This is a genomic window from Frigoriflavimonas asaccharolytica (assembly GCF_013294015.1).
Lineage (GTDB): Bacteria > Bacteroidota > Bacteroidia > Flavobacteriales > Weeksellaceae > Frigoriflavimonas > Frigoriflavimonas asaccharolytica.
The window spans coordinates 1-23,153 of sequence record NZ_JABSNO010000023.1; the positions used below are offsets into that span (position 1 = coordinate 1).

The 23,153-nt window shown below is 30.7% G+C and carries 18 protein-coding genes and 1 pseudogene; all 19 read right to left on the reverse strand.

Annotated features, from left to right (window positions below; all coding sequences use genetic code 11):
• Positions 1 to 119, reverse strand: a pseudogene (locus HNQ03_RS16290) (type VI secretion system tube protein TssD); the annotation flags it as partial.
• 374 nt (positions 120 to 493) lie between these two features.
• Positions 494 to 1,987, reverse strand: coding sequence for a DUF2779 domain-containing protein (locus HNQ03_RS12910; protein WP_173780106.1), 1,494 nt, complete (start codon positions 1,985 to 1,987; stop codon positions 494 to 496).
• Between the two features lie 4 nt (positions 1,988 to 1,991).
• Positions 1,992 to 2,915 (reverse strand): helix-turn-helix transcriptional regulator, encoded by a 924-nt coding sequence (locus HNQ03_RS12915; protein WP_173780107.1) that lies wholly within the window; start codon positions 2,913 to 2,915, stop codon positions 1,992 to 1,994.
• Positions 2,916 to 2,993: 78 nt separating this feature from the next.
• Entirely contained in the window at positions 2,994 to 3,443 is a 450-nt protein-coding gene (locus tag HNQ03_RS12920) for a hypothetical protein (RefSeq protein ID WP_173780108.1), read from the reverse strand.
• A 221-nt stretch (positions 3,444 to 3,664) separates the two neighbouring features.
• Entirely contained in the window at positions 3,665 to 4,372 is a 708-nt protein-coding gene (locus tag HNQ03_RS12925; protein WP_173780109.1) for a hypothetical protein, read from the reverse strand.
• Between the two features lie 30 nt (positions 4,373 to 4,402).
• The gene (locus tag HNQ03_RS12930; RefSeq protein WP_173780110.1) at positions 4,403 to 6,439 is read right to left on the reverse strand and encodes a dynamin family protein; all 2,037 of its coding nucleotides are present in this window, start codon (positions 6,437 to 6,439) and stop codon (positions 4,403 to 4,405) included.
• A 4-nt stretch (positions 6,440 to 6,443) separates the two neighbouring features.
• Positions 6,444 to 8,354 (reverse strand): dynamin family protein, encoded by a 1,911-nt coding sequence (locus HNQ03_RS12935; RefSeq protein WP_173780111.1) that lies wholly within the window; start codon positions 8,352 to 8,354, stop codon positions 6,444 to 6,446.
• Positions 8,355 to 8,359: 5 nt separating this feature from the next.
• On the reverse strand, positions 8,360 to 8,839 hold the full coding sequence (locus tag HNQ03_RS12940; RefSeq protein WP_173780112.1) for a hypothetical protein: 480 nt from the start codon (positions 8,837 to 8,839) through the stop codon (positions 8,360 to 8,362).
• Positions 8,840 to 8,850: 11 nt separating this feature from the next.
• Positions 8,851 to 10,761 carry a dynamin family protein gene (locus HNQ03_RS12945; RefSeq protein WP_173780113.1) on the reverse strand — a complete coding sequence of 637 codons (1,911 nt, stop codon included), beginning with the start codon at positions 10,759 to 10,761 and terminating at the stop codon, positions 8,851 to 8,853.
• Positions 10,762 to 10,847: 86 nt separating this feature from the next.
• Positions 10,848 to 11,099, reverse strand: coding sequence for a hypothetical protein (locus HNQ03_RS12950; RefSeq protein ID WP_173780114.1), 252 nt, complete (start codon positions 11,097 to 11,099; stop codon positions 10,848 to 10,850).
• A 96-nt stretch (positions 11,100 to 11,195) separates the two neighbouring features.
• A complete protein-coding gene (locus HNQ03_RS12955) occupies positions 11,196 to 11,831 on the reverse strand; it encodes a metallophosphoesterase family protein (RefSeq protein ID WP_173780115.1) in 636 nt (211 codons plus the stop codon).
• A 79-nt stretch (positions 11,832 to 11,910) separates the two neighbouring features.
• Positions 11,911 to 12,147 (reverse strand): hypothetical protein, encoded by a 237-nt coding sequence (locus HNQ03_RS12960; RefSeq protein WP_173780116.1) that lies wholly within the window; start codon positions 12,145 to 12,147, stop codon positions 11,911 to 11,913.
• Between the two features lie 23 nt (positions 12,148 to 12,170).
• Positions 12,171 to 12,701, reverse strand: a complete 531-nt coding sequence (locus HNQ03_RS12965) for an AAA family ATPase (RefSeq protein WP_226927515.1) — start codon at positions 12,699 to 12,701, stop codon at positions 12,171 to 12,173.
• Positions 12,702 to 12,721: 20 nt separating this feature from the next.
• Positions 12,722 to 13,831, reverse strand: coding sequence for a hypothetical protein (locus HNQ03_RS16060; RefSeq protein WP_194305192.1), 1,110 nt, complete (start codon positions 13,829 to 13,831; stop codon positions 12,722 to 12,724).
• 59 nt (positions 13,832 to 13,890) lie between these two features.
• Positions 13,891 to 14,586, reverse strand: coding sequence for a M48 family metallopeptidase (locus tag HNQ03_RS12970; protein WP_173780117.1), 696 nt, complete (start codon positions 14,584 to 14,586; stop codon positions 13,891 to 13,893).
• 1 nt (position 14,587) lies between these two features.
• The gene (locus tag HNQ03_RS12975; RefSeq protein ID WP_173780118.1) at positions 14,588 to 17,638 is read right to left on the reverse strand and encodes a type I restriction endonuclease subunit R; all 3,051 of its coding nucleotides are present in this window, start codon (positions 17,636 to 17,638) and stop codon (positions 14,588 to 14,590) included.
• On the reverse strand, positions 17,631 to 18,692 hold the full coding sequence (locus HNQ03_RS12980; protein WP_317170378.1) for a PDDEXK nuclease domain-containing protein: 1,062 nt from the start codon (positions 18,690 to 18,692) through the stop codon (positions 17,631 to 17,633). The genes HNQ03_RS12975 and HNQ03_RS12980 overlap by 8 nt, the downstream gene beginning before the upstream one ends.
• 47 nt (positions 18,693 to 18,739) lie before the next feature.
• Positions 18,740 to 21,316: a DUF262 domain-containing protein gene (locus HNQ03_RS12985; protein ID WP_173780119.1), complete on the reverse strand. Its 2,577-nt coding sequence runs from the start codon at positions 21,314 to 21,316 to the stop codon at positions 18,740 to 18,742.
• Positions 21,313 to 23,148 carry a DUF262 domain-containing protein gene (locus HNQ03_RS12990; protein WP_173780120.1) on the reverse strand — a complete coding sequence of 612 codons (1,836 nt, stop codon included), beginning with the start codon at positions 23,146 to 23,148 and terminating at the stop codon, positions 21,313 to 21,315. Before HNQ03_RS12990 ends, HNQ03_RS12985 begins: the two co-directional genes overlap by 4 nt.
• Positions 23,149 to 23,153 lie beyond the last annotated feature (5 nt).

Genomic DNA, 23,153 nt, shown 5'->3' on the forward strand with positions numbered 1-23,153 from the left:
TCTGAAGCTACACGCCCTGAAACGTCTGTACTTCTAGAAACGCTGTAGTTTAATTTTAATACTTTTTGTTCTGATCCTCCATTGAATTTCAAAACACCTCTTGAATTGTTAGCTGCCATAATTTCTAAGTTTTAAATTAATTATTTATTTAAATTATTATACTTCAAAGATAAAACCTCTTTTTGAAATTCTTTGTAGTAGTTCTACTACAAAAATTGAGAATTTTCGAATAATTTAAGCAAAAAAGTTTTACAATATAAATAAAATTTACATAAGTAATTATTTATCAATACTTTAAATAATGTCGTGATTTGCGCAATTTGGGATATAGGTGAAACTATTTTTAGAATGCCATTGGACAAAAGAAAATTATAGCGTTATAAAAAGCTGAAAATTGGATAAGCTATCTAAATAAATTTAGTTCTTGTTTCAAAAATTAGGGACTAAATCGAGGATGGTTTATTGGGATCTAAATCTACGTAAAGTACTGGTTTTAAATAAAAAATTCCCGCATTTCCTTTTTTAATGCCTCATAAATCACCACCATTCCATACGTATCTCTCTCGCAATATTTTAAAAGATTCTCTCTTAATTCTGGCGTATTTTGGTAATCGTTTAAAATACTTTCATAAAATAATGTACTTGCACTTCCACCATCGCTAATTTCTAAATCATCATAAGAAAATTCTGGGGCAATTGCAGGAAGTACAGATTTTATGGAAGCCGAATTTCCCATCGCAGGCAAATAATACCATCTTTTATTAAAAACAACCAATAAATCTACAATTCTATCTATTAAACCAAAAAGAAAAGCAGCATCTTCGGGGAAATCTTTTGCCAATTCTTTCAATCTCCCCACTTCAAAACTTTGATTGTAGGTTACGATACTTCCCTCATCCAAAAAATCCAACTTCATTTGATCAATCATTTTCTTTCTCGGATCTATTGTTGAATTTTGAAAATCTTTCGGATCTGCAAGAAATTCTTTGTGAGAAATCGCTTTTTCACCCTCTAAAATATGCAGAGAATATTGAAAAGGCACTTGTTGATACGGTCTGGTTCCATCTAAAACTGGAATTGCAGAAAAAATAGTTTCAAAATCGAAAAAATGTAGCGGTTCTTCCCAAGTATTTAAGAACTCTCGAATTGCTGGAAAATCCTTGTAGAATTCATTATTTTTAATTCCATTTACCTGCAATTGCTGTGCAACTGTTAGCGGAAAATCTACGGGAATATCTGCCAATTTCAAAATTCCATCATCATACAATTGCCAAGATTTATTTCCGGCTCTCGTCAAACCAAAAACAGAATTTTCAGGAACGTGTTTCCAACAATGGTGGGCAAATTCGCACACAAAAGGATTGCTGCAATGCGCACCAATTTCTACCACAGGTTCTTGTTTTGAATTAAGGACTTGCAGCAAATTTTCAAAATTTAATTCAACCCAATTTTGCATTTCAATTACCTGTTCTGTAATGTTTGCAAGGTGGAAAAATTCTGAAGAAATTTCGCCTTTTTTTACATATTGATTGTTGATATGCATCAAAAAAAATTGATCTGGAACACATCCAACTTTGGACATCACATAATATTGAAAAGCCGCATCTGTATAATGATAATCTTTCACGGACGTACTGCTTTTCACTTCAATCGCCCAAATTTCATCATCTTTTCGGTGCAAAATATCGAGCATTACCAAAGTATTTTCTGTGGCAAAAGTTGCTTCGTAAATTGTTTTCTTTTTTTCTGCAATCCATTTTTTCGTTTGCTCAATTGAAGTTGAAAAATCTGAAAAATCTGTTGGTGTTGCATCTTCTCCATTCGGGAAACAATTTTGTGCTAAAGATCCAATCGTATGTCCTAAATCAAAAATTTGTTGCGTTGAAGCACTTACAGGAAGTTTCAAATCTTTTCTAAAATATTCAAAATAGATTTTCTTGGAACACTGAACTCCTGAAACAAAACGAGATTTAGAAATACTTTTCATTAATTTAATTTTTATAATTTTTTAGCATATTTTTCACTTCATTGTTCAAATGCTCTCTCAAACTTTTTGGCGAAATGACCTTCACTCTTTCTCCGTGCGAAAGCAGCTCCCGTTCAAAATCATAGGTTGGAAAAATGGTCAACTGGATGCGAAATTCTTGCTCATTATCTATCAAAATTATTTGAGAATGATGCATAGGAAGGGTTTTTATGTATTGCCCTTGTTCTGCATCAAAAGACAAAACGATTTCTTCTATTTGTTCATTATCACCATAAATAATCCCAAAAGAGTGTTTGAAATAGTTTTCAATATCAATTTTTTCAGGTGTAAAAGTAGAATTAGAAATTTCTAAATCTGAAATTCGATCCAAACCAAAAGTCTTGAGGAAAAAATCTTTGCCATCTTTTTCATTTGCCAACAAATACCAACGATTTCTAAATTCTTTCAACGCATAAGGTTCCATGGTTTTTTTGTGAGAAACGCCTTCCCAAAATTTGGTATAATTTAAACTAATGATTTTTTGATGGGTAATCGCGTGAACCAAACCGTTTAACCAATGTAAACCACGAGATTTTCTTTGTTCAAAAAACATCACATTTTTCTTACCTTTCACTTCTCTGTATGCTTCTACCAAAAGCAAATTATCAAAAACATCTTCGTGGTATTCATCGATTTCATCATATTCAATCGCATAAGTATTGCTGGAACGACGGTAAATAATATCTATCCCAAAAACCATTTTTATGGCTTCTTTATCTCGAAGAAAAGTGCGTTTGGTAAATTTTAAATCGTCTGGCTTTATACTTTTTTCCTCGTATTTCCGTTCGAGATAATCATTGATTTCTTCATAAGAAGCACCTTTATCTTTTCTTCTTCTCAAAAATTCTTCTATAAATTTCAAGCGAAGCATTTGTTCTTTTTTTGCCATTTGGATTATTTTATCAGGTAAAGATAATAAACATAAACGACAATATACGGCGTTTAAATAAGAGAGATTTTAGATTGTTTAACGAGGAAGTTTCGGTCTAAACAGTGGAATAGTTCCAAAACTTTCTGGATCAAAAATTAAATTAACACCTTCACTTTCCAGAATTTTAATACTCATTAAAATATCGTCCTTGCAATTTTCATCCTTATAATCAATATCGGGATCATTAAAATGGATTTTTACCATTTGGAAAATATCATCGTGTTGCAAAGCGATTTTATAAACGTAATACGATTTAACATCAAAACTTAAAAAATCCTGGAAATCTTCATCTTCATTTTTAATGAGTTTATTATATTTTTCTGGAAATCCTTCTGTTGAATATTTATTTTTCAAACCGAAATGAAAAATGATGTTAATGATTTGAGAATCATAAAATTCAAGTTCTTTCGTATCATCTAATGAATCCGTATGTTGAATTTTAAGTATATTTTGTTTTAGTTGAGCTATTAAATCAATGGTTTCCATGTTGATAATTTAGTTCAGTTTTCTGTTTAATTTAGATATATTTTGCTGATTATAATTTCATTTTAGATAGGACATCCATTTTATTTTAAACAATAATGTGAATGCAATCACACTTTAATTATTTTCTTTAAAATATCCCACTGGAGTAATTATAAGCAAATATAATTCACAACTACGCCAAAATAGGCCGCAGTCAAAAAAAAAAGTTTGTTAAAGATTTTTTAGAAAATTTCAGAAGGTAAATCAGTAATTATTTCCGAATGATTTTCCATTAAAAATGGACGCCAACTTTCTGGCGAAAAATATGCAGAAGAATGTTTGATGAAAGAAATATTCGTTTTCAAACCATCGATTATTACGGAAGTTGTAGCAGGTTTTGCAGAATTTATTTTGTCTTGGTAGATCCTTTCTGTTCTTTGGATGTTAAGCGCATCCATCATTCTTTCAAAACTTGTGGCGGCAGTCACGCCGATGAAAATGCAATCTGTAGGTTTTAGAATTTTGATTACATCTGCAAAAACTTTCCAACCTTCATCAAAATCTGCAATTGTAGGTTGCTCATATTTATTTCCATCGAAACTGCTATAATCCATGGTGCGTTGTACAAAGTTGTAGAAAGCAATTTCTTGCCATAATTTTTCTTTATTAATGGTAGAATTCCCAAACACCGCTTTCAAAAAATTGTCTAAAGCCAAATGTTTGTAATGATTTTCTATTTGAGTTTGTTGTACCGCATTTCTGGTAAAATTTGGATTATTCACCAAAGCCAAATCGTTCTCGTATTGCTCTTTTGTTTCGCCTTGTGCATATTGGGATTCTGCGATGATTAAAAGTTTTTCATCATTTTCGAAATAGTCTTTTCCAATCCATGGAAGCCATTTTAGATTTGGATATTTTTTAAAAATAGGGTCTTTTTGAGTGTTGATCATTTATTTAAATTTGAAAATAGTTATTTAAGGTTACAAACCCAATTCTAACTTCAACTCATTCATATCCTTTATCTGCGATTTTATTTCTGATTCTTGTTGAAGTATAATCGCTTGTTTTTCTTTTGAATCATTTAGTTTTGAGGCTTTTGTTTCTATGTTTTCATTTACTTCTTCTAAAACAATAATAAGATTTGATAAAATATGACTAAAAGCTTTATTATCAAAATTTCTGCAATATTCATCTTTTAATTTATTGAACTGACTTTCAACTTCAATTAAATTATTTTCTATAGATTCAAATGCTATATTGACCTCTTCTTTTAAATTCATTTTCCATTGAAACTTATCTATTATTTCCTTTGGAATATTTAAAGGGAAAAATATACCACCATCGAAAAAGTCTCGCGAATTTTGCCTTATAGGAGATGCTCCCATTTCATAGTCAAAATTAATGCGAATTTTTTTAATCGTTAAGATAAATGATTTAATAATATCATCTGCGTCATCAACGTGTTCATTCAATAAGAATACAACCTCATTAGATAATTCCTCACTTTTTTTACGAACAAGTTTCAAAATATTTTCTTTACCATCTTCTATAAAATAATCTATTTTCTTGATTGCTTCTTTAATTGAATCATTGGTCTCGTCAGCAATTTTGTTTTTTTGAAAAACACTTTCTGTTTCGATGTTATTTTTAATCTTCTTCTTTGATCCAACAATAGAATCATCTATTCGCCTTTTTATTGCTACAATTTTCTCCTCAATTTGATCAAACAGATCTGTATTAAAGTTATCAATTTCTCTCTCAATATTGCGATTAGCTTTTTTTAATTGCTTTGCTTTATCAATGATATTTTGGTCAGGTTTTTCTAAAGTTGTGACCAATTCGTTAATTTTGTTGAGTTCTATTTCTATGTCTGTCTTTTTGGAATCACCTCGCTGCATAATAGTAGAAGTTGGTTTTTTAACTAAAATGCTCATTTTTTCATGCTCAATTACTGATTCTATAGCATTATCTAAATCAGCGACCAGACTTTTTTCGAGCATTTCTGCTTGTGTAGAAATCTCGAATATATCTGTAAATCTTTTCCAATTGAATGTATGAAGTTCATTATTCTGGATTTCAGCCATAGGTACTTTTGATAATAGTGCCATGCTTGCAGACATAGGTATGGGTTCTATATCACTTAGTAATTCATTCATAGAAGTATCATTAGATTCAATTAGTGCCTTAGAAATTTCTTCTTTTACATTATTTATTATTTCAGAAATTGTATCACCATTCTGATAACTCATGTCGTATTTATTGATGGCAATTATAATTTTGCCCATCCCAACTTTCTTTATTCTTTTAAAGATAATTTCCCTATCTGTTGCATCAAAAGCTCTTCCGGCGTATAACAGCAATACGGCAACATCAGCATTTTTCAAAAAATCCTGTGTTCTCTCTTCACGAGAAACTACTGGATCATTAAAACCGGGCGTATCTACAATTTTAACATTTTTCAACCATTCCTTAGGCGAGTATATTGTAACAGATTTCGTTATCGAAACAAATTTTCCATCTGCACTAACGTAATCTTTTAAATTTTCAAGACTATCTTCTGGTGTAGAACCAAGAAGAGATGGCATGAGCGAATTTATAGATTGAGATTTAGCAACCAGCTCTTTGGCTGCCTTTATTTTGGATTCTAAAGATTTATCACCTATAACTTCGGCAAGTTCTATGGAAGCCTGTAACTGTATCTCTTTCCATTCATCAACAGTGTAAAACTCAACTTCAATCATTTCCTTTTCGCCATAGGTAATTACAGAAAGGGCTGCTGTCATGGGCGTTGAAGCAGCAGGCAAAATTTCTTTCCCAAATATGAACGAGTTAAGAAATGTAGATTTGCCACATTTCATTTGCCCAATAACTCCAATTGTTAAAATATCATTATCTATTTTTTCAACTATTGAATTATAGTCATTGTCGCTCAGCCAATTTTTATTTAATGCAGCACTTGCAAATTCTTTCATTTTTGCGCGTTTCTCCTGCAATTGCTGTAGTAAGTGTTGATCCATAATTTTATTTTAATCTTGAATGATATTTTGGGTCCCAATCCTCAACTAATGTATTTAGTTCTCCCTTTAGTTTCCGTAACTCTTTCCTCTGATTTAACTCTGCATTAAATTTTGAAACAGAACGTTCAATTTCTTCAATAAGTTCTCTATCTTTAATTTCAGTATGTAATTCACTTATTTTTTTTCCAGATTCATTTAAGGTTTTTATTTCATCTTCAAGCTCATTTCTTTCATCTTCGGTCATTTTATAATAATCTTTGCCAAGCCATTTATTTTCTTTCTTACCTTTTTCTAATATTTTTTCACTACTGTACTTAATACTTTTAAAATACATATCAATTTGATCTTCTACAATGGATAGTTCGTTTTTAAATAGCTTATTTTTTTTCTTTTCTATCACAGATTGATTAGTGGCTTCAAGAATCTCTTCATCTAGTTTTCTGTATATCAAATCTAATTCATCTATTTTTGAAATATTAGGAATTTCACCTATTTTTTTAAATAAATTTTTAATGTATTCCTTCTGCTCATTTATGGTGCCATTCTGAGAAAACAGAAGACAGTTTTTAATAGCAATAGAATTCTTTTCAAGAGTTTGCCGTATTTGTTTTTCTATATCAGCCAGTTCAGCTGAAGATTTTGTATCAGCTTTATTGATAATAATATATATAGGTATTTCCGTTAAATATTTTTTTATTGCCTCAATAGAAGTTTCGTTTATATCTCCTAAATTCGCATCAAACACCCAGAATAAAGCGTCAGATTCCCTAATCACGTCAGCAGTTCTTTGGGTATCTTCCACATCAGTTGAATTGAAACCAGGAGTATCTAGTATTGAAATATCTTTTAGATTTTCGTTCTTGTAAGAAATAACGAAATATTGAATTAATGATGACAAACTTATCTGAGAAAATAAATCTTTTTTCACATTTTCGAAAACTTCCTGATTAATGTTTTTCAAAACACCATTGTTATCAGTAAACTGACAAAAAAGATTCTCATCGTACGAGATATAAGTTGGAATGGCTGTAGTAGCTTTTGAACTAACTGGTAAGTTAAGGCTATCATGATTGTCATGAGTTAAAATCTTGTTGATTATAGAGGTTTTGCCTGCGGAAAATTCTCCTACAAAAGCGATAACTTTTTTACTTTGCAACCACGATTTTCTCTGTAAATTCGCCCAGGTCCAAATTAATTCGTTGTATTTGCTCTGCTCGCCTTCTTCAAACTCATTAAAGGATTGTAGTTTAGGAAGTAACTGTTTTTCAACAAAATTTTCGATATTTTCTACTGATTTGTAAAACTTTAACTTGTGTTGATTATCGTGCTCTTTAGCGTTTAAAAAGCTGTTTGCATTTTCAATATTTATTAAAGCTTTGTTTAAAGCCTTGTTTAGTTCAATTGAGTTCTCGTCAAGACTTGCAATTGTTTCTTCATGTTGAGAGTTTAAATCTTTGATTTTTGTCTCAAAATCATCTTTTTCTTGCTCAAATTCCGTAATTTTTGAGTTTAATTCTTTTCTCTTTCTACTGCTTTTATTTTCGCTGTTTTCTAAATCTGATTGTAACTCTTCGTACTCTTGCTTTAAAAGTGCTAGTTGATTAGTTAAAGATAAAATCTCGTCAGTAGCAGGTAATTTACTTTCCTCAGTTAAAAAATCATTATTTGCTGGGTTGACATTCTTTTCCTTTTCAATTGGAATACTAATCACGTTTTCAAATTTGTTGTCTTTATCATTTAGTTGGTTCTTTAATTCATGAATTTGCGTATTAAGAAGAATTATTTGATTTTTGTTTTCCTGCTTTGAATCTTGGTTTTGTTCAGTTTTTTCTTTGTTTTTTTGCAGGTATATAACTATAATTCCTATTACCGCAATTATTGTTGTTATAACGAAAAACCATGTTGCTGTTTCCATCAATCTTATTTTTTCAATTGTTGAAGTTCTGCCTTTAACTCATTGATCGTGCTTTCTAGAATTGGATAATTTTTTTTATATCCCACCAAGTCAAATTTTAAATTATCATTTTCTGATTGAATACTCAAGGCTTTTTTCTTCAAATCTTCAAATTCCTCTTGAAGATCGATATATCTCTCTTCGTTATTCCTAAGTCCATCGCGTTGATGCTTGAAATCAACACTTTTTTCCTTTAGTTGCATTTCAAGTTTTGTAGCATTGGTAGTAATTCGTTTGTTTTCATTTTGTAAATCTTCAATTTGTTGATTTATATTTTTATTTTGTGAATTTCCACCGATAAATTTTTTATATAAAATTATACCTATGGCAGCTCCTATAACTGCCCCAATTAAAATATTACCAATGCTAAAATTTGAGCTAGGTGCTGGTTGAGCTTGTATAGGATCTATTTCTGCTATAGCAGTTAATACAGTTAAAATATTCATTTTTTTAATTTTTAATTATTTAAATAACTAATAGCTTCCTTCAATTCTTTGATTTTTTTATCATAGAGTTCAGTTTCTACTTTTCTTTCATCCTCTAATTTAACTATAGTGTCTTCCATTTTGCTTGTTACAATTTCTGCTTCCTCATTTACTAATAACCCAATTGCTCGTTGTAAATCATTGCGAATAGATTCCATTTCCATTTTGAATTGTGGAAGTAAGTCATCCTCTACATAACTATCAATTCTTCTTCTTCTTTGAGGCTTGCCAAAAAAAGAATCAGTGGCTCCACCGACAACTTTCTCAATAATTCCTTTTTTATCAGATGCAGCCCCATGTAAACTTTCAAATTGAGCAATTAATTTTTCAGCTTCTTGCAGTGTTTCTAAATTTTGCTTTTCCTCTCTTTCTTTTTCTGCTACAGTTTCATCCTTATCAGGATTCGCAGTTTCATCATTTGAGGAACGTTTCTTATTGAGTTCTGCTAATCTTGATGCTCTATCTGCACTGTCTTTTGAATCTTTTGAAATTTGCTCTTCTGTCTTGTAAGTATTTGATAGTATTTTTTGCATAACTAATGTTCTAACCGCAGGACTGGAAGTAGTGTTCTTTAAAAAACCTAAAATAACGGCTCCTCCTCCTGTAAAATATAATGTTGCTGCCACTCCCGCCGCAATAACCGCACCTCCAATTATTTTATCATGCTTATGTCCAAGTTCTGACAACTTCATGTTATGGGAGAAGTGACCAAGCGAAAGAGAAGACAAATCCATGGATTCTAATACTTGGAGTGGTACTTCTTCAATTTTTGATTTTCTCTCTCGTGCTAAATTTGTTAAAACATATTGAATGTCTTTTTTAAAATTTTGTAAGATCGTAAGTGCAACTATATTTACAGTTTCATTGACTTCAGTATCACAATCGATATTGTTTTTCACAATATTATCTAATCTTTCAGATATTATTTTTCTAAATTGAGAAATATTATTATTTAATTTTTCTTCGATTTTTGACGAAGAATCATCTAGCCAACGTGTTATATTGTTTTTTGTTATTCTTAGTTTAATTTGCAATTCTTCAATCTGACTTTCTGTAGATGAATTAGAGTTTAAATTTGTCAGTAAATCGTTAATGTATTCGGAGAGATTGATTCCTATATTTTTAATTCTTGCATCAATTGCTTTGTTTACGATTTCGTTTTTCTCCTTTTGAATATTATCGAACAATTGATAAAGCTCCTCTAGATTTTCTCTTGCTGCAGAGATACAGACAATGTTATTAACCTTAATATTTATATTGTCAATAAAGTATTTTTTTACTTCTTCGATTTCCTGTTCAGTTTTTGTATCGCACTTATTAATAATTAGGTATAATGGCTTTTCAGCAAGCTTTGTATTATCAATAAAATCTAGTAATGAACGTGTAACTTGTTGGTTAATATCTAAGACAAGCAAAATTGCATCTGAATATGGCAAATAACTCGTTAATGAGATCTTATGTTGAATATCATTAGATGATAAACCTGGTGTATCCACCAAAACTGTACTACTAGGAACCTTATTAGAAGTGTCAAAAACTCGGACAAGCTTTAAATCTTCTATATCCCCATTTTTTAAGTCCTCTAAATCTTCTATTATTTTTATATTATTTTCTTGATCTACACTCTCGGCATAAAAAGAATCATTTCCAAATTTAATCTCAAAAATAGTTGCGGTGGTAGCTTTTGAAGCTGTTTCGAGCTTTTTATTATCTATTAAGGCATTAATAATTGAAGTTTTTCCAGAGCTAAACTCCCCAACGAGAGGAATTGTAATCTCTTTATCAACTGCATCAGATTTAATTTTTAATAGTTCTAATTCATTGCAAATATCAGCTCTATCAATTATTTTACTTATTTCGATTAAACGGTTAATTTCTATCATATCTAAATTTAAATTAAAAAAAAATGTTTTGTGTCATAACATATAATGCAAATCATATTAATAACATTCAAAAATTAAAACTTTTTCTACAACGCCACCGCATGTTTCCCTTTATTACTTCCACTTGGATGACGATGGCACGAATTTATAACTAAATTTTTAATAGTGGATGCAGAAGTTCCACAATATTTGCAACTGTATTTTGTTTTTTCGCTGCCTTCATAGAGTTTGTGTTTTCCCTTGTTGCTACCATTTGGATGATGTTGGCAAGAACTTGTTGTTAATGTTGCAATGCTGCTTGCTTTTGTACCACAATATTCACAATAAAAATTTGCCATAGTTTTAATTTTTTACAAATATAAATCCTAACACCGTCAAACAAAGTCCGTTTAAAAAAACATATTTACAAAATTTACCTAAATAAGGCAAAATAACTAAAGCGGATACTCAAACTCCATCGGCAAATTCACCAAATTGTAATTTATATCCAGCAAACTACCATTAATAAAGGTAGTTTCGTTTAGAGTTTCTTTTCCATACGCTTCATGGATATGACCAAATAAATGAAATTTTGGTTTCAATTTATTTACGGTTTTCAGTAAATCTTCACAACCTGCATTGATGTTGGAAGTCGTTTTATCTAAAATGCCATTAGGCGGACCATGTGTTACCAAAATGTCGGTGTTTTTCGGAATCTTTTTCCAATATTTTTGAATCGCTTTTCCGCGGTCTTCATTAAATGCCCAATTAAAAAATGTGGGTGTAATTGGCGAACCCCAAATTTTAATTCCTTCTATTTCTACTCCACTATTACACAAATAATGACAGTTGGAAGTCAGTTTTTTCTGAATAAAATCCATAGAATAATCTTCAAAATAAAAATCATGATTTCCGGAGATAAAAATTTTGTGAGCATAGTCTAAACGAAGAAACCAGTGGATAAAATCTTCTATTTCATGTTCTCTGCCCATTTTTGAAACATCTCCACCATGAATGATTATATCTCCTTTTGGAAGATTTTTAAGTTTGCGATGTTGTAAGTGAGTATCGGAAATAAAGACTATTTTCATTGTTAAAATTGATTTTGAAGTAATTTAAATCCTCTAAACTTTTATTCGAAATTAAGTAAAAAATTATGTTTTTATGTTTTCACCAATTTATTTCCGACCATTCTCGACCTTCCGAAATGGAACGGAATCTACCTTTGGAAGTTTTGGCAAAAACAGTGAGATTTCTTTTTCCTAATTCGAAGAACTCACCTAAAACTTCTGAACCATAAAATGTAATCTGCCAAGAAATTCCTGCATTGTCAGAAATTAGCAATTGAAAAGGATTTTCGGGCGATATTTTGATTAATTTAATACCGATGTAAACAATTTGTGACATGTTTTATTTTGAATATTTGTATTCTAAAACCCTATTTTCCCTTTCACTTCCCCACTCCATTTTTCGCTTTTGCACAGGTTTTTAATCGCATCAAAATGAAGTTTTTCACCAGTCAATATTTCTTCCATCGCACATTTTCGGGCGATATTTTCCATTTCACCACCAGAAAAATCAAAAGTATTTGCGAGCGTTTCGCTTTCTTTTTCGGAAAGTTGTGGAAGTTTCTCTCGCCAAATTTTTGCAGAATTTTCTATGGATGGTTGCTCAAATTTTACTTTAAATAAAAAGCGGCGTTCAAAAGCAGCATCCATATTATCGACAAGATTTGTGGTGGCAAATAGGATTCCCTCAAACTTTTCCATCTCTTCTAAAATAATATTTTGAATGGCATTTTCGGTATCTGCAGTATTGCTGCTTCCTGCGGATTTTCGCTTTCCGATAATGGCGTCTGCTTCATTGAAGAGCAAAATAGGACACAATTTTTCTGTCTTTTTCATGTCTTCATATTGCGTGAAAATTTTCTTTACCAATTTCTGACTTTCTCCAAACCACATACTTTTGGTTTCGGAAATATCTACTTTAAAATATTTCGTCCAGAATTTTTTGCCAATTGATACACACTTTCTGTTTTCCCAGTTCCAGGAACTCCGTGGAAAATTGCGGTAATTCCTATTGGCATTGCTTTTTCTGCTAAACGCTTTTGCATTTCTAAAAATTTATCCTCATTAAGAATTGAAGAAATTTGTTCCAATTGGGAATTTTCATCTGTATTAAAATAGAGTTTCTTTGACTTTATATTTTTAGCCAAAATTAATTTAGAATTTTCGCCAGAAACCTCATCAATTAGTAAATCTTGATTGTCCCGAAGAAAATCGGTTACTTTTTTGGTGAGTTTTGCGTGTGGTTTATTGGCAAAATTTTGATTAGACAATTCTATCAATCCCAATTTGTGTAATTTCGTTTCCTTATTTACCAATTTTTTTATGTTGTACAAAGCTTGGCTTTTTTGCTTGAAATAATCATTAATTGTAGATTGTACGTTGGTATTAAAATCATTATCTCCGCAACTGATTGCGTCCCAAATGGCGTCTAAAAAAAAGTAGGTTTCAAACAAATCTAGTTTGTAATTTTTGATTTCCCGAAAAATGGGCATATGCAAATTTTCTTCGCAAAGTGTATTTATATAATCTACAAAATCACATTGATGAATGGTATTTGCATCCACTTGGTCGCTCATTTCATTGAATTCTTCCAGCAAATCCACAAAATTTTTCTCGGTAGCAATTTTCTTATTCTGAAAAATTTTTAAGGCTTCATTTTTGGAAATCGTATTGATTACGGATTGCGAAAGTTCATAGGTAGAAATCTGTCTTTTGCGGCTTTCTTTGTTCATCAAAAGATTTCGAGAATACAAAACCTCGATGGCTTCTCGATATTTCAAAACTTGAAAACTTGTCATACCGAAATACTCAAAAATTTTTGTAAAGGAAGACTCCTCAAACCAAGCCACAAAAGCGTTGGCAAATAGTACTGCTTCTAATTCACTCAGTTGCAAATAGGGACAGAGCAGCGCCAAATCCTGCTTAATAGATTGAAAAAAGGGTTTCCGAAGATGAGAATCTTTAGAAAATTTGTGAATGTTCTCTATACATTCTAACAAGTTGAAAGTGATTTTTGTTTCCATGCTTTGCAATTTATTTCTGCAAAGATGAGAAACCACTACGCCGAAAGGTGGCGTTTTAATTACAAGGGCAAATCATTTAGTATTTTTTTTTGAGTTCGCCAAGAAGGTAAGTAACGATCCATTAGAATAATGAAATTCTTGTTGTGATTTCTTTCTAATAGATGAACCAATTCATGCACAACAATATATTCGATGCATTCGATTGGCTTTTTGATGAGTTCAATATTAAAATTGAGTGTTCTATTTTCGTTATTACAACTTCCCCATTTGGTTTTCATCTTACGCACACTGTAAGCATCAATAGTTAAATTCATGATGGGTAAATGATGCATTAAAAGTTTACCTAAAACAGTATTCAACTCTTTTCGATACCAATTGTCAAGCTGTTTTTGCTTTTGTTCTGTAGTGTAAAGTTCGGGGGAAAATAGCTCTATCACTTGATGGTGAATTTTGACTGTTGCTCTTTTTGCTTCTGTAATTTTTAGCAAATATCTTTTGCCCAGAAAATAATGACTTTCTCTTGTAATCATTAATTTTTCACCTTCTCTTTCCTGATTGGCAATTTTCTTTTGCTCTCGTTTTATCCAGCCAATTTTCGTGGTTAGATAAACACGAACTTTTTCCAAATCAAAGAATTCTGGCGAAGAAACCGTTACTTTTCCGTTCGGTGGATGCACACTTAAGTGCAAGTTTTTAATAGGTTTAAATTTTACCTCAACCTCTAAGCTTCCAATTTGTAAATGCTCAGTTCGCATTTTAATAATCTTCTTTATTCTGTTCTATTATCTGATAAATCTGTTCTGCTAAAGTTTCATCTTCCACAATACGTTTTATGGCGTTTTTCACTTTTCTTTCTTTCATTATATTATCACGGAAGCCTTCTTGCTTTGCATATTGAATTTCTCTATCGCATACCAAAGCCAATTCTTCATTTTCTAAAGTATGATACAATGCCACTTTTCCTCTTGTATTTAATGATGCAGGAACGTCGTCTTTTTTACCTTTATTGACCATTCTAATCAATTCCGCCATTTTCAGTAAATAATCTTGATACAAAATAGAATCCCGTTTCCTTGCCTCAATCAATTCCGTTAAAAGTACCGACATTTCATCAAAATATTTGGGATCGAGCAAATGTTCTTCTACAATTTTGCTTCGTACATTATTTTCAATCACTTCTGCAACGGCTTCTTTGCTTCCTTTCACAGATTTTGGCAAAGAATCTATGGCTTTACCCATATCAGTTTCCATCAAATCTAATAAGGAAATATCTTCAAACGGTGAAATTACTTCAGATTCTTCTGCACGAATATAAGTATCCAAAAGGAAACGCATATCTGCCTCATAAACTTTCAAATCTATGGTTTCATTGCTTGTAATTCTTATTATTTCGCGAACATTCAAATAAAAATCTAAACGGTCTTTGAAATGTTTAATTTCTTTTTCTTTATATCCGGCAACTTCAAAATCGGTAGTCATATTGGCAAAAGCGCGAATATATTCTACAATAGATTTGTACAAAGCCATCCGTTTGTATTCGTGAGATTTCAAATCTTCTGGCATTTCTGTGTTACCGCAAAAATAATGTTGAAATTCTAGATCCGTTTTAGGTAATGGAACATTTTCACACAGAGCTTCTACGGTTTCCAAGGCAACTTCCAATCGGTCTGCTGCTACTTTTAGCCGATCTTTCAATTGTATAGAAACCTCTTCTTTGGTGAAACCTTCGCTATCCAATTCGGAAGTATAGACATCGATTGCATCCGTTACATTTCCAAACAACTCCATATAATCTACAATATAGCCGTAATCTTTATCATCTGTATCCAAACGATTTACACGACAAATGGCTTGAAACAAGGTATGATCTTGCATTCTTTTATCGATGTAAATATAACTGCAAGGTGGCGCATCAAATCCTGTTAAAAGTTTAGAAACTACAATTAAAAGTTTCATTCTCGTCGGTTGCTTGCGGAATAATTCTTTTACATCAGATTCATAGGTTTCAGTTTTAGATTTATTGCCTTTTGCGCTTACCTTTTCTAGTAATTCGGTATAAATTTTATAAATAAATTCTTTGTCTGTTTCCGTTTTTGCACCAGTATCTTCCTTAGAAATATCGCTTGCATTTGGATTGTAAGATGTAACCAAAGCACACTTTCCTTTCAGTTCGGTTTGTAGAAAAAGACTGTAATATTTTGCGGCTTCATAGATGCTTCCTGCAACCAAAATGGCATTTCCATTTTGACTGGCTAAACGAGGTTTTGTGCTAAAATCTACCACAATGTCTGCTACAATCTTCTCCATGCGACCTTTAGAACTCAACACATTTTGCATGGTTCCCCATTTCTTTTTCAACTCATTTCGTTGAAAATCATTCAATCCTTTTGTTTTGATGTTGAACCACTCATCTACTTTCTGCTGGGAAGTTAATTTTTGCTCAATCTGTCTTCCCTCATACATTAAATCTTTTACGACACCATCTTGAACGGCTTCATTAAACTTGTAAGTATGAATATAGCGACCAAAAACATCCATCGTTGTTTTCTTATCTACTTTCAATAAAGGTGTTCCCGTAAAACCAATAAAAACAGCATTATGCAAAATAGCTTTCATGGCTTCATTCAGTTTTCCGCTTTGTGTACGGTGACATTCATCTACAAAAACAAATATTTCGCCTTGTGTGGTGATCGGATTATCTTTTAACTCTTTGATGAAGAGGTCAAAATCTGCTTCTCCTTTGTTCCCGAATTTATGAATCAAAGAACAGATCAATCTCGGTTTCGAAGCCTGCAAATAGTGCATCAGTTCTTTTCCAGATTTAGTTTTTGCAATATCTGTTTCTCCAACATCATTAAAAACCCGTTCAATTTGATCATCCAATTCCGTGCGATCCGTAAGAATTACAATTCTGGAATTGGGAATATTCTCTAAAATCCACTTCCCAATCATCACCATCATCAAGGATTTCCCCGAACCTTGGGTATGCCAAATAATGCCTCCTTCTCTGCGTTTTATAAATTCTTGTGCTGCTTTTAAACCAAAATATTGGTGCGGCCGTGGTAATTTCTTCCAACCCGCGTCAAATATAATTCCGTTGTAGAGCAAATCGATTACGCGAGATTTCTCACATAATTTTTTTAGGTATTTATCCAGTTTGTATTCTTCATTATCTTGCTCATCTTCTTTCCAGGACAGATAATATTTCTCGGGCGTTTCTATGGTTCCGTAGCGTAAACCTTGGGTATTGTTTCCCGCTAAAATTAATTGAACCGTGGTGAAAAATCGCTGCGAAAACAATTCCTGTTGGTTAGATATATTTTGACGAATACTTTCCGCAATATCTACCGTTCCTCTTTTTAATTCTAACACGCCAAAAGCGATTCCGTTGATGTAAAGTACAATATCTGGACGGCGGTTGTGTTTTTGCTTATAAAGCGAAACTTCTTCTGCAATTCCAAAATCATTCTCTTCCCAATTTTTCCAATCGATTGGGAAAATGGTTTCAAACTGTTCACCCAATTCCGGTCTTGCCTTTACACCGTATCGCAAAAGATTGTACATTTTCTGATTCCGGTCATACAAATTTCCTGCGCTAGAACTGGCTAATTGCGTTACTTCTACAATTGCTTTTTCCACCAAAGCATCAGAATATTCTTTCTTTTTCAGAAAATCTCTTAAATAGGATTCTTCTACATTGCTATTATTTAGGCGATCTTCCCAGTTTCCATAATCAATGTAGCCCAATTGCAGAGTAAACAATTGGATGATCCGCTTTTGGGTGATGCGTTCAATTGGGTTAATCATTTTCTTTATTTTTAGAAGTGGCGATGGCAATTGCTTTGTGTAACTTTTCTTTCAATATTTCTGGTGATGGCAACAAGGTGAGATATTCTGCTACTTTTATATTGGCTTGTTCTAACTGCATCAGTTCTATATGCTCTTCGTTTTTTCCACTGCATAAAATTAAACCAATAGGATTATTTTCTCCTTCTATTTGTTCGTTTTTTTGAAGATAGCGCAAGTACAATTCCATCTGACCTTTGAAACCTGCTTCAAATTCGCCTAATTTTAGATCAATCACCACTAAACATTTTAGTCTTCGGTGAAAAAATAGCAGATCTATATAATAATCTCTGTTATCTATCGTAATTCTTTTTTGCCGCGCCATAAAAGCAAAATCGCTGCCCAATTCGTTGATGAATTTTTGTAATTCTACAATGATAGATGTTTCTAAATCTTTTTCTGAATACACATCTTGTAAACCTAAAAAATCAAGAAAATAGGGATCTCTAAAAACCAAATCTGCACTCAATTGATTTTCATCTTTCAATAAACTCAAATCAGATTCAATGGTTTTTTCGGGCATTTTGCTAATGGCAGTTCTTTCATACAGCATAGAATTGATGCGTTCTTGAAAAGTTCTAACACTCCACTTTTCAAGCTTGCACATTTCTATATAAAATTCTCTTTTCAGAGATTCGTTAATAGGAATTAAAATTTTTATATGAGACCAGCTCAATTGTCGTATCAGTGATACGACCATCTTTTCATCTGGAAAAACCTGTGCAAACTGCATCATCCTTCGAAGATTTTTCTCGGAAAATGTGGTTCCGTATTCCGTGGCTAATTGTCGCCACAGTGTAGCGACAATCTGTTTGCCGTAGATTTCGGCACTTTCATATTTTGCTAATTCTTCATTTATTTTCGCACCAATCTGCCAATACAACATGCTCATGGTTGCATTTACAGTTACTGCAACTTGCTGTTTGCTTTCTTCTATCAATTGCTTGATGGTGGAAAATAGCGGGTTATGTTGTGGTTGGTTGGTCATTTTAGTTTCTATTTCAAAATTTTTCACCTTTTTTTAATAACGTTATTCGCTTATGGGTGATGAACTGGTGGAGATTAATTGATAGAATTATTTTCTAATTCTTTCAATTTTGAACAAATTTCTTCTAAAGTTTGTTTCAATTGTTTTGAACAAACATCAATACAAAAATATAATTTATCTTCTTGAATCATTTCTTCAAAATTAAAATCATTTAATACTGCAAGTAAAGATGTAGAAAGTTTTTTCTGTATTTCAGAATATTCGAAAAACTTAATTTCGTACAAGTCGTTTGCATTCAATTTAAAGCGGACTTCTAGTTTATATAATTCATCTTTAAATTTAAAAGTACTTAACTGAAAACCTGGGTGACCTGCAGTATTCTTGTCATCCAAATAATTTAAATTTTTAAATGGTTGAAATTTTTCGGTAGATAAATTTTCTTTAATTTCTTCTAATTTAATGGGACGATTTTCGATATAAAATGAAAAAGTTCGCAATTCGTTATGATAACCAACAATAGTACTTCCTTTTAATAAACGAATATTATATTGATTAAACCATCTTATCGCGCCTTCACTGCAATAGATAAATATTTGTGGATTTTTTACAAAATAATATTTCCAATTTGTGTAATTTTCTTTTTTTAAAAATTTTTTTATTCTCTCATTTAAAAATTTTAAAATTTCAGATTCTTTTAAAGTTTTAATTTCTTTTAATAAACTTAATAAATTTTTATTTTTCTCTACATCATCAAAAAGCAAACGCCAATTTTCATTTCTTGTTCTTAAAGTTCCGGCATCATTAAGACAAAGTTTAAAATTTGACTTGTTTTCTGGAAAATAATCTCCAAAAGTAAGTAAGGCTCTTTGGATTAAAAACTGTGGTATATTTTTTTTAAAATTTCTAATTGTACCAGAAAATAAGATGGATGCACGTTCTGAATAAAAAGAAAATTTATCTAAATTATATTTAAATTCAGAATCTTTACTGAACTCTAATAAAAAGTTTATTTGTCCATAAAAATATTCATGGTTTTCTAATGATAAAATTATTTTAGAAAATTCCACTTCCTTTAAAAGCGGAATTTTATTCTTCTCTTCATCAAATTGGTTTTTATCCCAAAATTTTCGAACAAAATTTACATCTAAAATACTTTGATAAACATCACTTCTACTTTGAATTTTCAAATAATCTAACTGATTTAAAGCATCATAAAAATCACTAGGAGTTTGAATTTGTGTATTATAAATAAGATTTCTAGTGAGTCGCATCCAATTTTTAAATTCAATTTCATCGGATACTTGTCCATCAGTAACAAAATCAAGAAAGGATTTGTAATAAATAACATCCCACAATGACGGCACCGATTCTGCTTTTTTCAGAAATTTATCTGTAATCTTATTCCCTTTATTTGTAAAAGGTGCGCAATAAATTTCTGAAAGTAGACTATCACATAATTCTTTTTTTTCATTATCTAAAAGAAATGTAAAAACCTTCTCTATAAATCGTAAACAATCAATATTAAAAAAAAGTTGCTCATTTGGCAAATGATAATTTTTCAGGGAAATATATTCAATTTTTTCAAGATTAGTATTTCGTATTTTAGAGTATAAACTTGTATTTTCTAAATTAAAAATCAATCCTAAATGTTTAATAAAATTATAATAATAATCATCTAAACGAGAAAAATCATCGTCAAATTCTTGCCAAAAATAATTAAGCCAGTCTGTATCTATTTTTATCCAAAAATTTTCCAGCCAAATTTTATCATTTTCTTTTTTATTTACATCTTGTTCTTTATCATTATTATTTTTTAATTGTTCTTGCAACCATGCTTTAAAATGCTCAAAATCTGTTAATTGCTTTCCTCTTGCATTCATTTTAACATAAAGTTCATCAGATTGATCCAATTCATTTAAATCTAAATAATCAAAAAAAATGGGTATTTTTTTTAAATCTACATTTTTACAATCAACATTTAATTCTAATATTTTTGCATATAAATCATCAAGCATTACAAGCATTCCACGAACGGTCGAATCATTCTTCCATTTAATAAGAAAGAATTTCATATTTTCTAGAACTGTGCTTACTTTTATTTCTTTTTTTGAATTTAAATTTTTCCTAATTTCTTTTATATTTTCAACTTTGGAAATTGCCTCACTAAAATCTTTTGCTGATTTTCTATTGAGATAAAAAAAGTTATTTAACCAATCTGCATTTTCTTCGGAATCACTTTTTAAATAAATAAGCCAAAATAAAAGGTAAAGCGTTGTAAGTCTTTGTTGTCCGTCAAGTGGAATAAATTTATTTTCGCTATTTTCATTATTTTCAGGACTTTTTAAAGATGTATTAAGTTCAAATTGAAACTGATTTGCATAAGATTTCACAGAACCCAAAATATTTTCGATAACTTCTCGGTTCTTTTGGATCAATTTTTTATTATCTCCATCTGTTCTACCATAAACAAAACCTAAATGAAGTTTTTTATTTTCTTTTAAATGTGAAATAAGGTCTTCCACAAAATCTTGCCGAATATCTTTTATTTTTTGAATTTGTCTCCCTTGAGCATATTCTCTTTGTATTATAGGTATTTCTATAATGTTTTTTTCAATTAAATTGTAAAATGATAATTCTTTGACTAAACTCATAATAAAAATTCTTGTATTTTTTCAGAAATAGCATTTCTATAATCTTCTCTGTCGTTTTCACTCCAATATACCATCTGATTAATATTTTCTGATTTCGAAAAACTTTTTTGAAATACTAATCTTGTTGTTAATGGAATGTAGGCGTCTTCACCTAATTCAATTTTATCCATCCCTAACAAAATATTTCTCTTTCTTTTAAATATTTTTTTACCAAATTTAATGTTAGAAACATTATCTAAAAGACAAATATTTTCAATTTCGTGAAGTCTTAAAATTTCAGTTAATTCCTTTGTAATTGCTTTTAAATATTCATTACTGCTTTTTAAATTATCTTTTTCGATTTGCTCATTTAAGTCTGAAAAATATCCACTAATTTTTTCAGATTTTTGACTTTCATCTTTATTTATTTCCGCAACCATTTCCCTTAAATCGTCTCTAAATATTTTCACATCTTTCATCTCATCAAAATCTTCTACATTTTGCGCGAGGATATGCTCCAAAGTCCAAGTTTTAATGTTTTTCAATCTGTTGAAAGGAAATTGATTATAAGGATCTTTTATCTCGGTTACTGCTATATTAAAAAGTATAAGTAATCTCGTAATATTTACATTATCATCACCGTATTTTAATTTATTGGTGTCGTATTTTTCCTTTAAATGATTTCCATTCTCTATAAACTCTGTTGAAAGAATCTTTTTTAATTCCTCTTCAAATTTCTCTTTATTTTCGATTTTTTCAAATTCTTCGTTTAAATTTTCAATATTTTTTAAATCTAAATTAATAATTGCACCAACCAAATGATAAATCCTACGGTTTTGAAACCATTCTTCCAATCTACTATACAAATTACCGATTTCATTCCAACTTGGTTTTTCGTCACTATTTTTAAAAGCGTCATTGTAAAGTCTGTAAGCGTGAAGTCGATCATCATTTATACCTCGTCCTTTTATTATTTCAAATAAAAGATTAATTCTATTTGCTTCTTCGTCACTGTATTTTTTATTACTAACAAAATACCAGAACCTATCATTTTGCAAATTGTGCTCAATTTCATTCCACTCTTCTGCAAAAGTATTAAGTTCATAATTTTGGCGCGTAATATCTTTCTCATTATTTATATCTAAAACGAAAAGCGCCTTAATAAGTTCTGCTTGTTCCAAACTTATTTTACCATCATTGAATTTTAGAAATGAAGAAGCAACACTTTCGTCTTCTTCTTGTAAAACTTTTTCATACCAGATAACTCTAGTGTGATTTAACAAAGTATCCTTGAAGTTTTCAATAAATTCCAAGTCTAAATTCTTTAAATAAATTTTACAAATTTGATAAGCACGAAAAAAATAAAAATTATCTACTGAATTCTCGATTGCATTATTTTCCTCACAGAATTTTTTCCAATAATTGAAAATTTCGTTATCTGTTATACTATAATCTTTATGATTTATAAGAATTTCTTCAGAATATTTATAATTTGAAATTTCATCCAGAAAAATATTTTTACCGTCATCACAATTTCCCCTTGTTGCATAAGAAAGCGTATAGAAATTACGTAAACCTAAAGCACTTAAAATAATATAAAGCGTTGTCGCTCTTTGTTGACCATCTATTAATTCCTTTTGATCGCCTGTTGTTTTCACAACCAATGGTTGTAGACAATAAAAATTCGCAAAAAAATCTTTGGAATTTCTTTGGTCGGTATATTCATTTATATCTTCTAAAAGATCTACAACTTCCTGAATTCCCCATCTGTAACCTCGTTGGTACTTTTCTATTAAAAAATTATAACATTTCAATTCTGCAACTGTCTTTGTAGATGTTTCTTTTTCTTCCATAATCT

Bases quoted from the DNA above. Each gene is read 5' to 3' on its own strand.
- HNQ03_RS12930 (WP_173780110.1), bottom strand. From the start codon at position 6,439: ATGGATCAACACTTACTACAGCAATTGCAGGAGAAACGCGCAAAAATG.
- HNQ03_RS12915 (WP_173780107.1), bottom strand. From the start codon at position 2,915: ATGGCAAAAAAAGAACAAATGCTTCGCTTGAAATTTATAGAAGAATTT.
- HNQ03_RS12950 (WP_173780114.1), bottom strand. From the start codon at position 11,099: ATGGCAAATTTTTATTGTGAATATTGTGGTACAAAAGCAAGCAGCATT.
- HNQ03_RS12945 (WP_173780113.1), bottom strand. From the start codon at position 10,761: ATGATAGAAATTAACCGTTTAATCGAAATAAGTAAAATAATTGATAGA.
- HNQ03_RS12985 (WP_173780119.1), bottom strand. From the start codon at position 21,316: ATGAGTTTAGTCAAAGAATTATCATTTTACAATTTAATTGAAAAAAAC.
- HNQ03_RS12910 (WP_173780106.1), bottom strand. From the start codon at position 1,987: ATGAAAAGTATTTCTAAATCTCGTTTTGTTTCAGGAGTTCAGTGTTCC.
- HNQ03_RS16060 (WP_194305192.1), bottom strand. From the start codon at position 13,831: ATGGAAACAAAAATCACTTTCAACTTGTTAGAATGTATAGAGAACATT.
- HNQ03_RS12965 (WP_226927515.1), bottom strand. From the start codon at position 12,701: ATGTGGTTTGGAGAAAGTCAGAAATTGGTAAAGAAAATTTTCACGCAA.
- HNQ03_RS12940 (WP_173780112.1), bottom strand. From the start codon at position 8,839: ATGAATATTTTAACTGTATTAACTGCTATAGCAGAAATAGATCCTATA.
- HNQ03_RS12970 (WP_173780117.1), bottom strand. From the start codon at position 14,586: ATGCGAACTGAGCATTTACAAATTGGAAGCTTAGAGGTTGAGGTAAAA.
- HNQ03_RS12975 (WP_173780118.1), bottom strand. From the start codon at position 17,638: ATGATTAACCCAATTGAACGCATCACCCAAAAGCGGATCATCCAATTG.
- HNQ03_RS12955 (WP_173780115.1), bottom strand. From the start codon at position 11,831: ATGAAAATAGTCTTTATTTCCGATACTCACTTACAACATCGCAAACTT.
- HNQ03_RS12920 (WP_173780108.1), bottom strand. From the start codon at position 3,443: ATGGAAACCATTGATTTAATAGCTCAACTAAAACAAAATATACTTAAA.
- HNQ03_RS12990 (WP_173780120.1), bottom strand. From the start codon at position 23,148: ATGGAAGAAAAAGAAACATCTACAAAGACAGTTGCAGAATTGAAATGT.
- HNQ03_RS12935 (WP_173780111.1), bottom strand. From the start codon at position 8,354: ATGGAAACAGCAACATGGTTTTTCGTTATAACAACAATAATTGCGGTA.
- HNQ03_RS12925 (WP_173780109.1), bottom strand. From the start codon at position 4,372: ATGATCAACACTCAAAAAGACCCTATTTTTAAAAAATATCCAAATCTA.
- HNQ03_RS12960 (WP_173780116.1), bottom strand. From the start codon at position 12,147: ATGTCACAAATTGTTTACATCGGTATTAAATTAATCAAAATATCGCCC.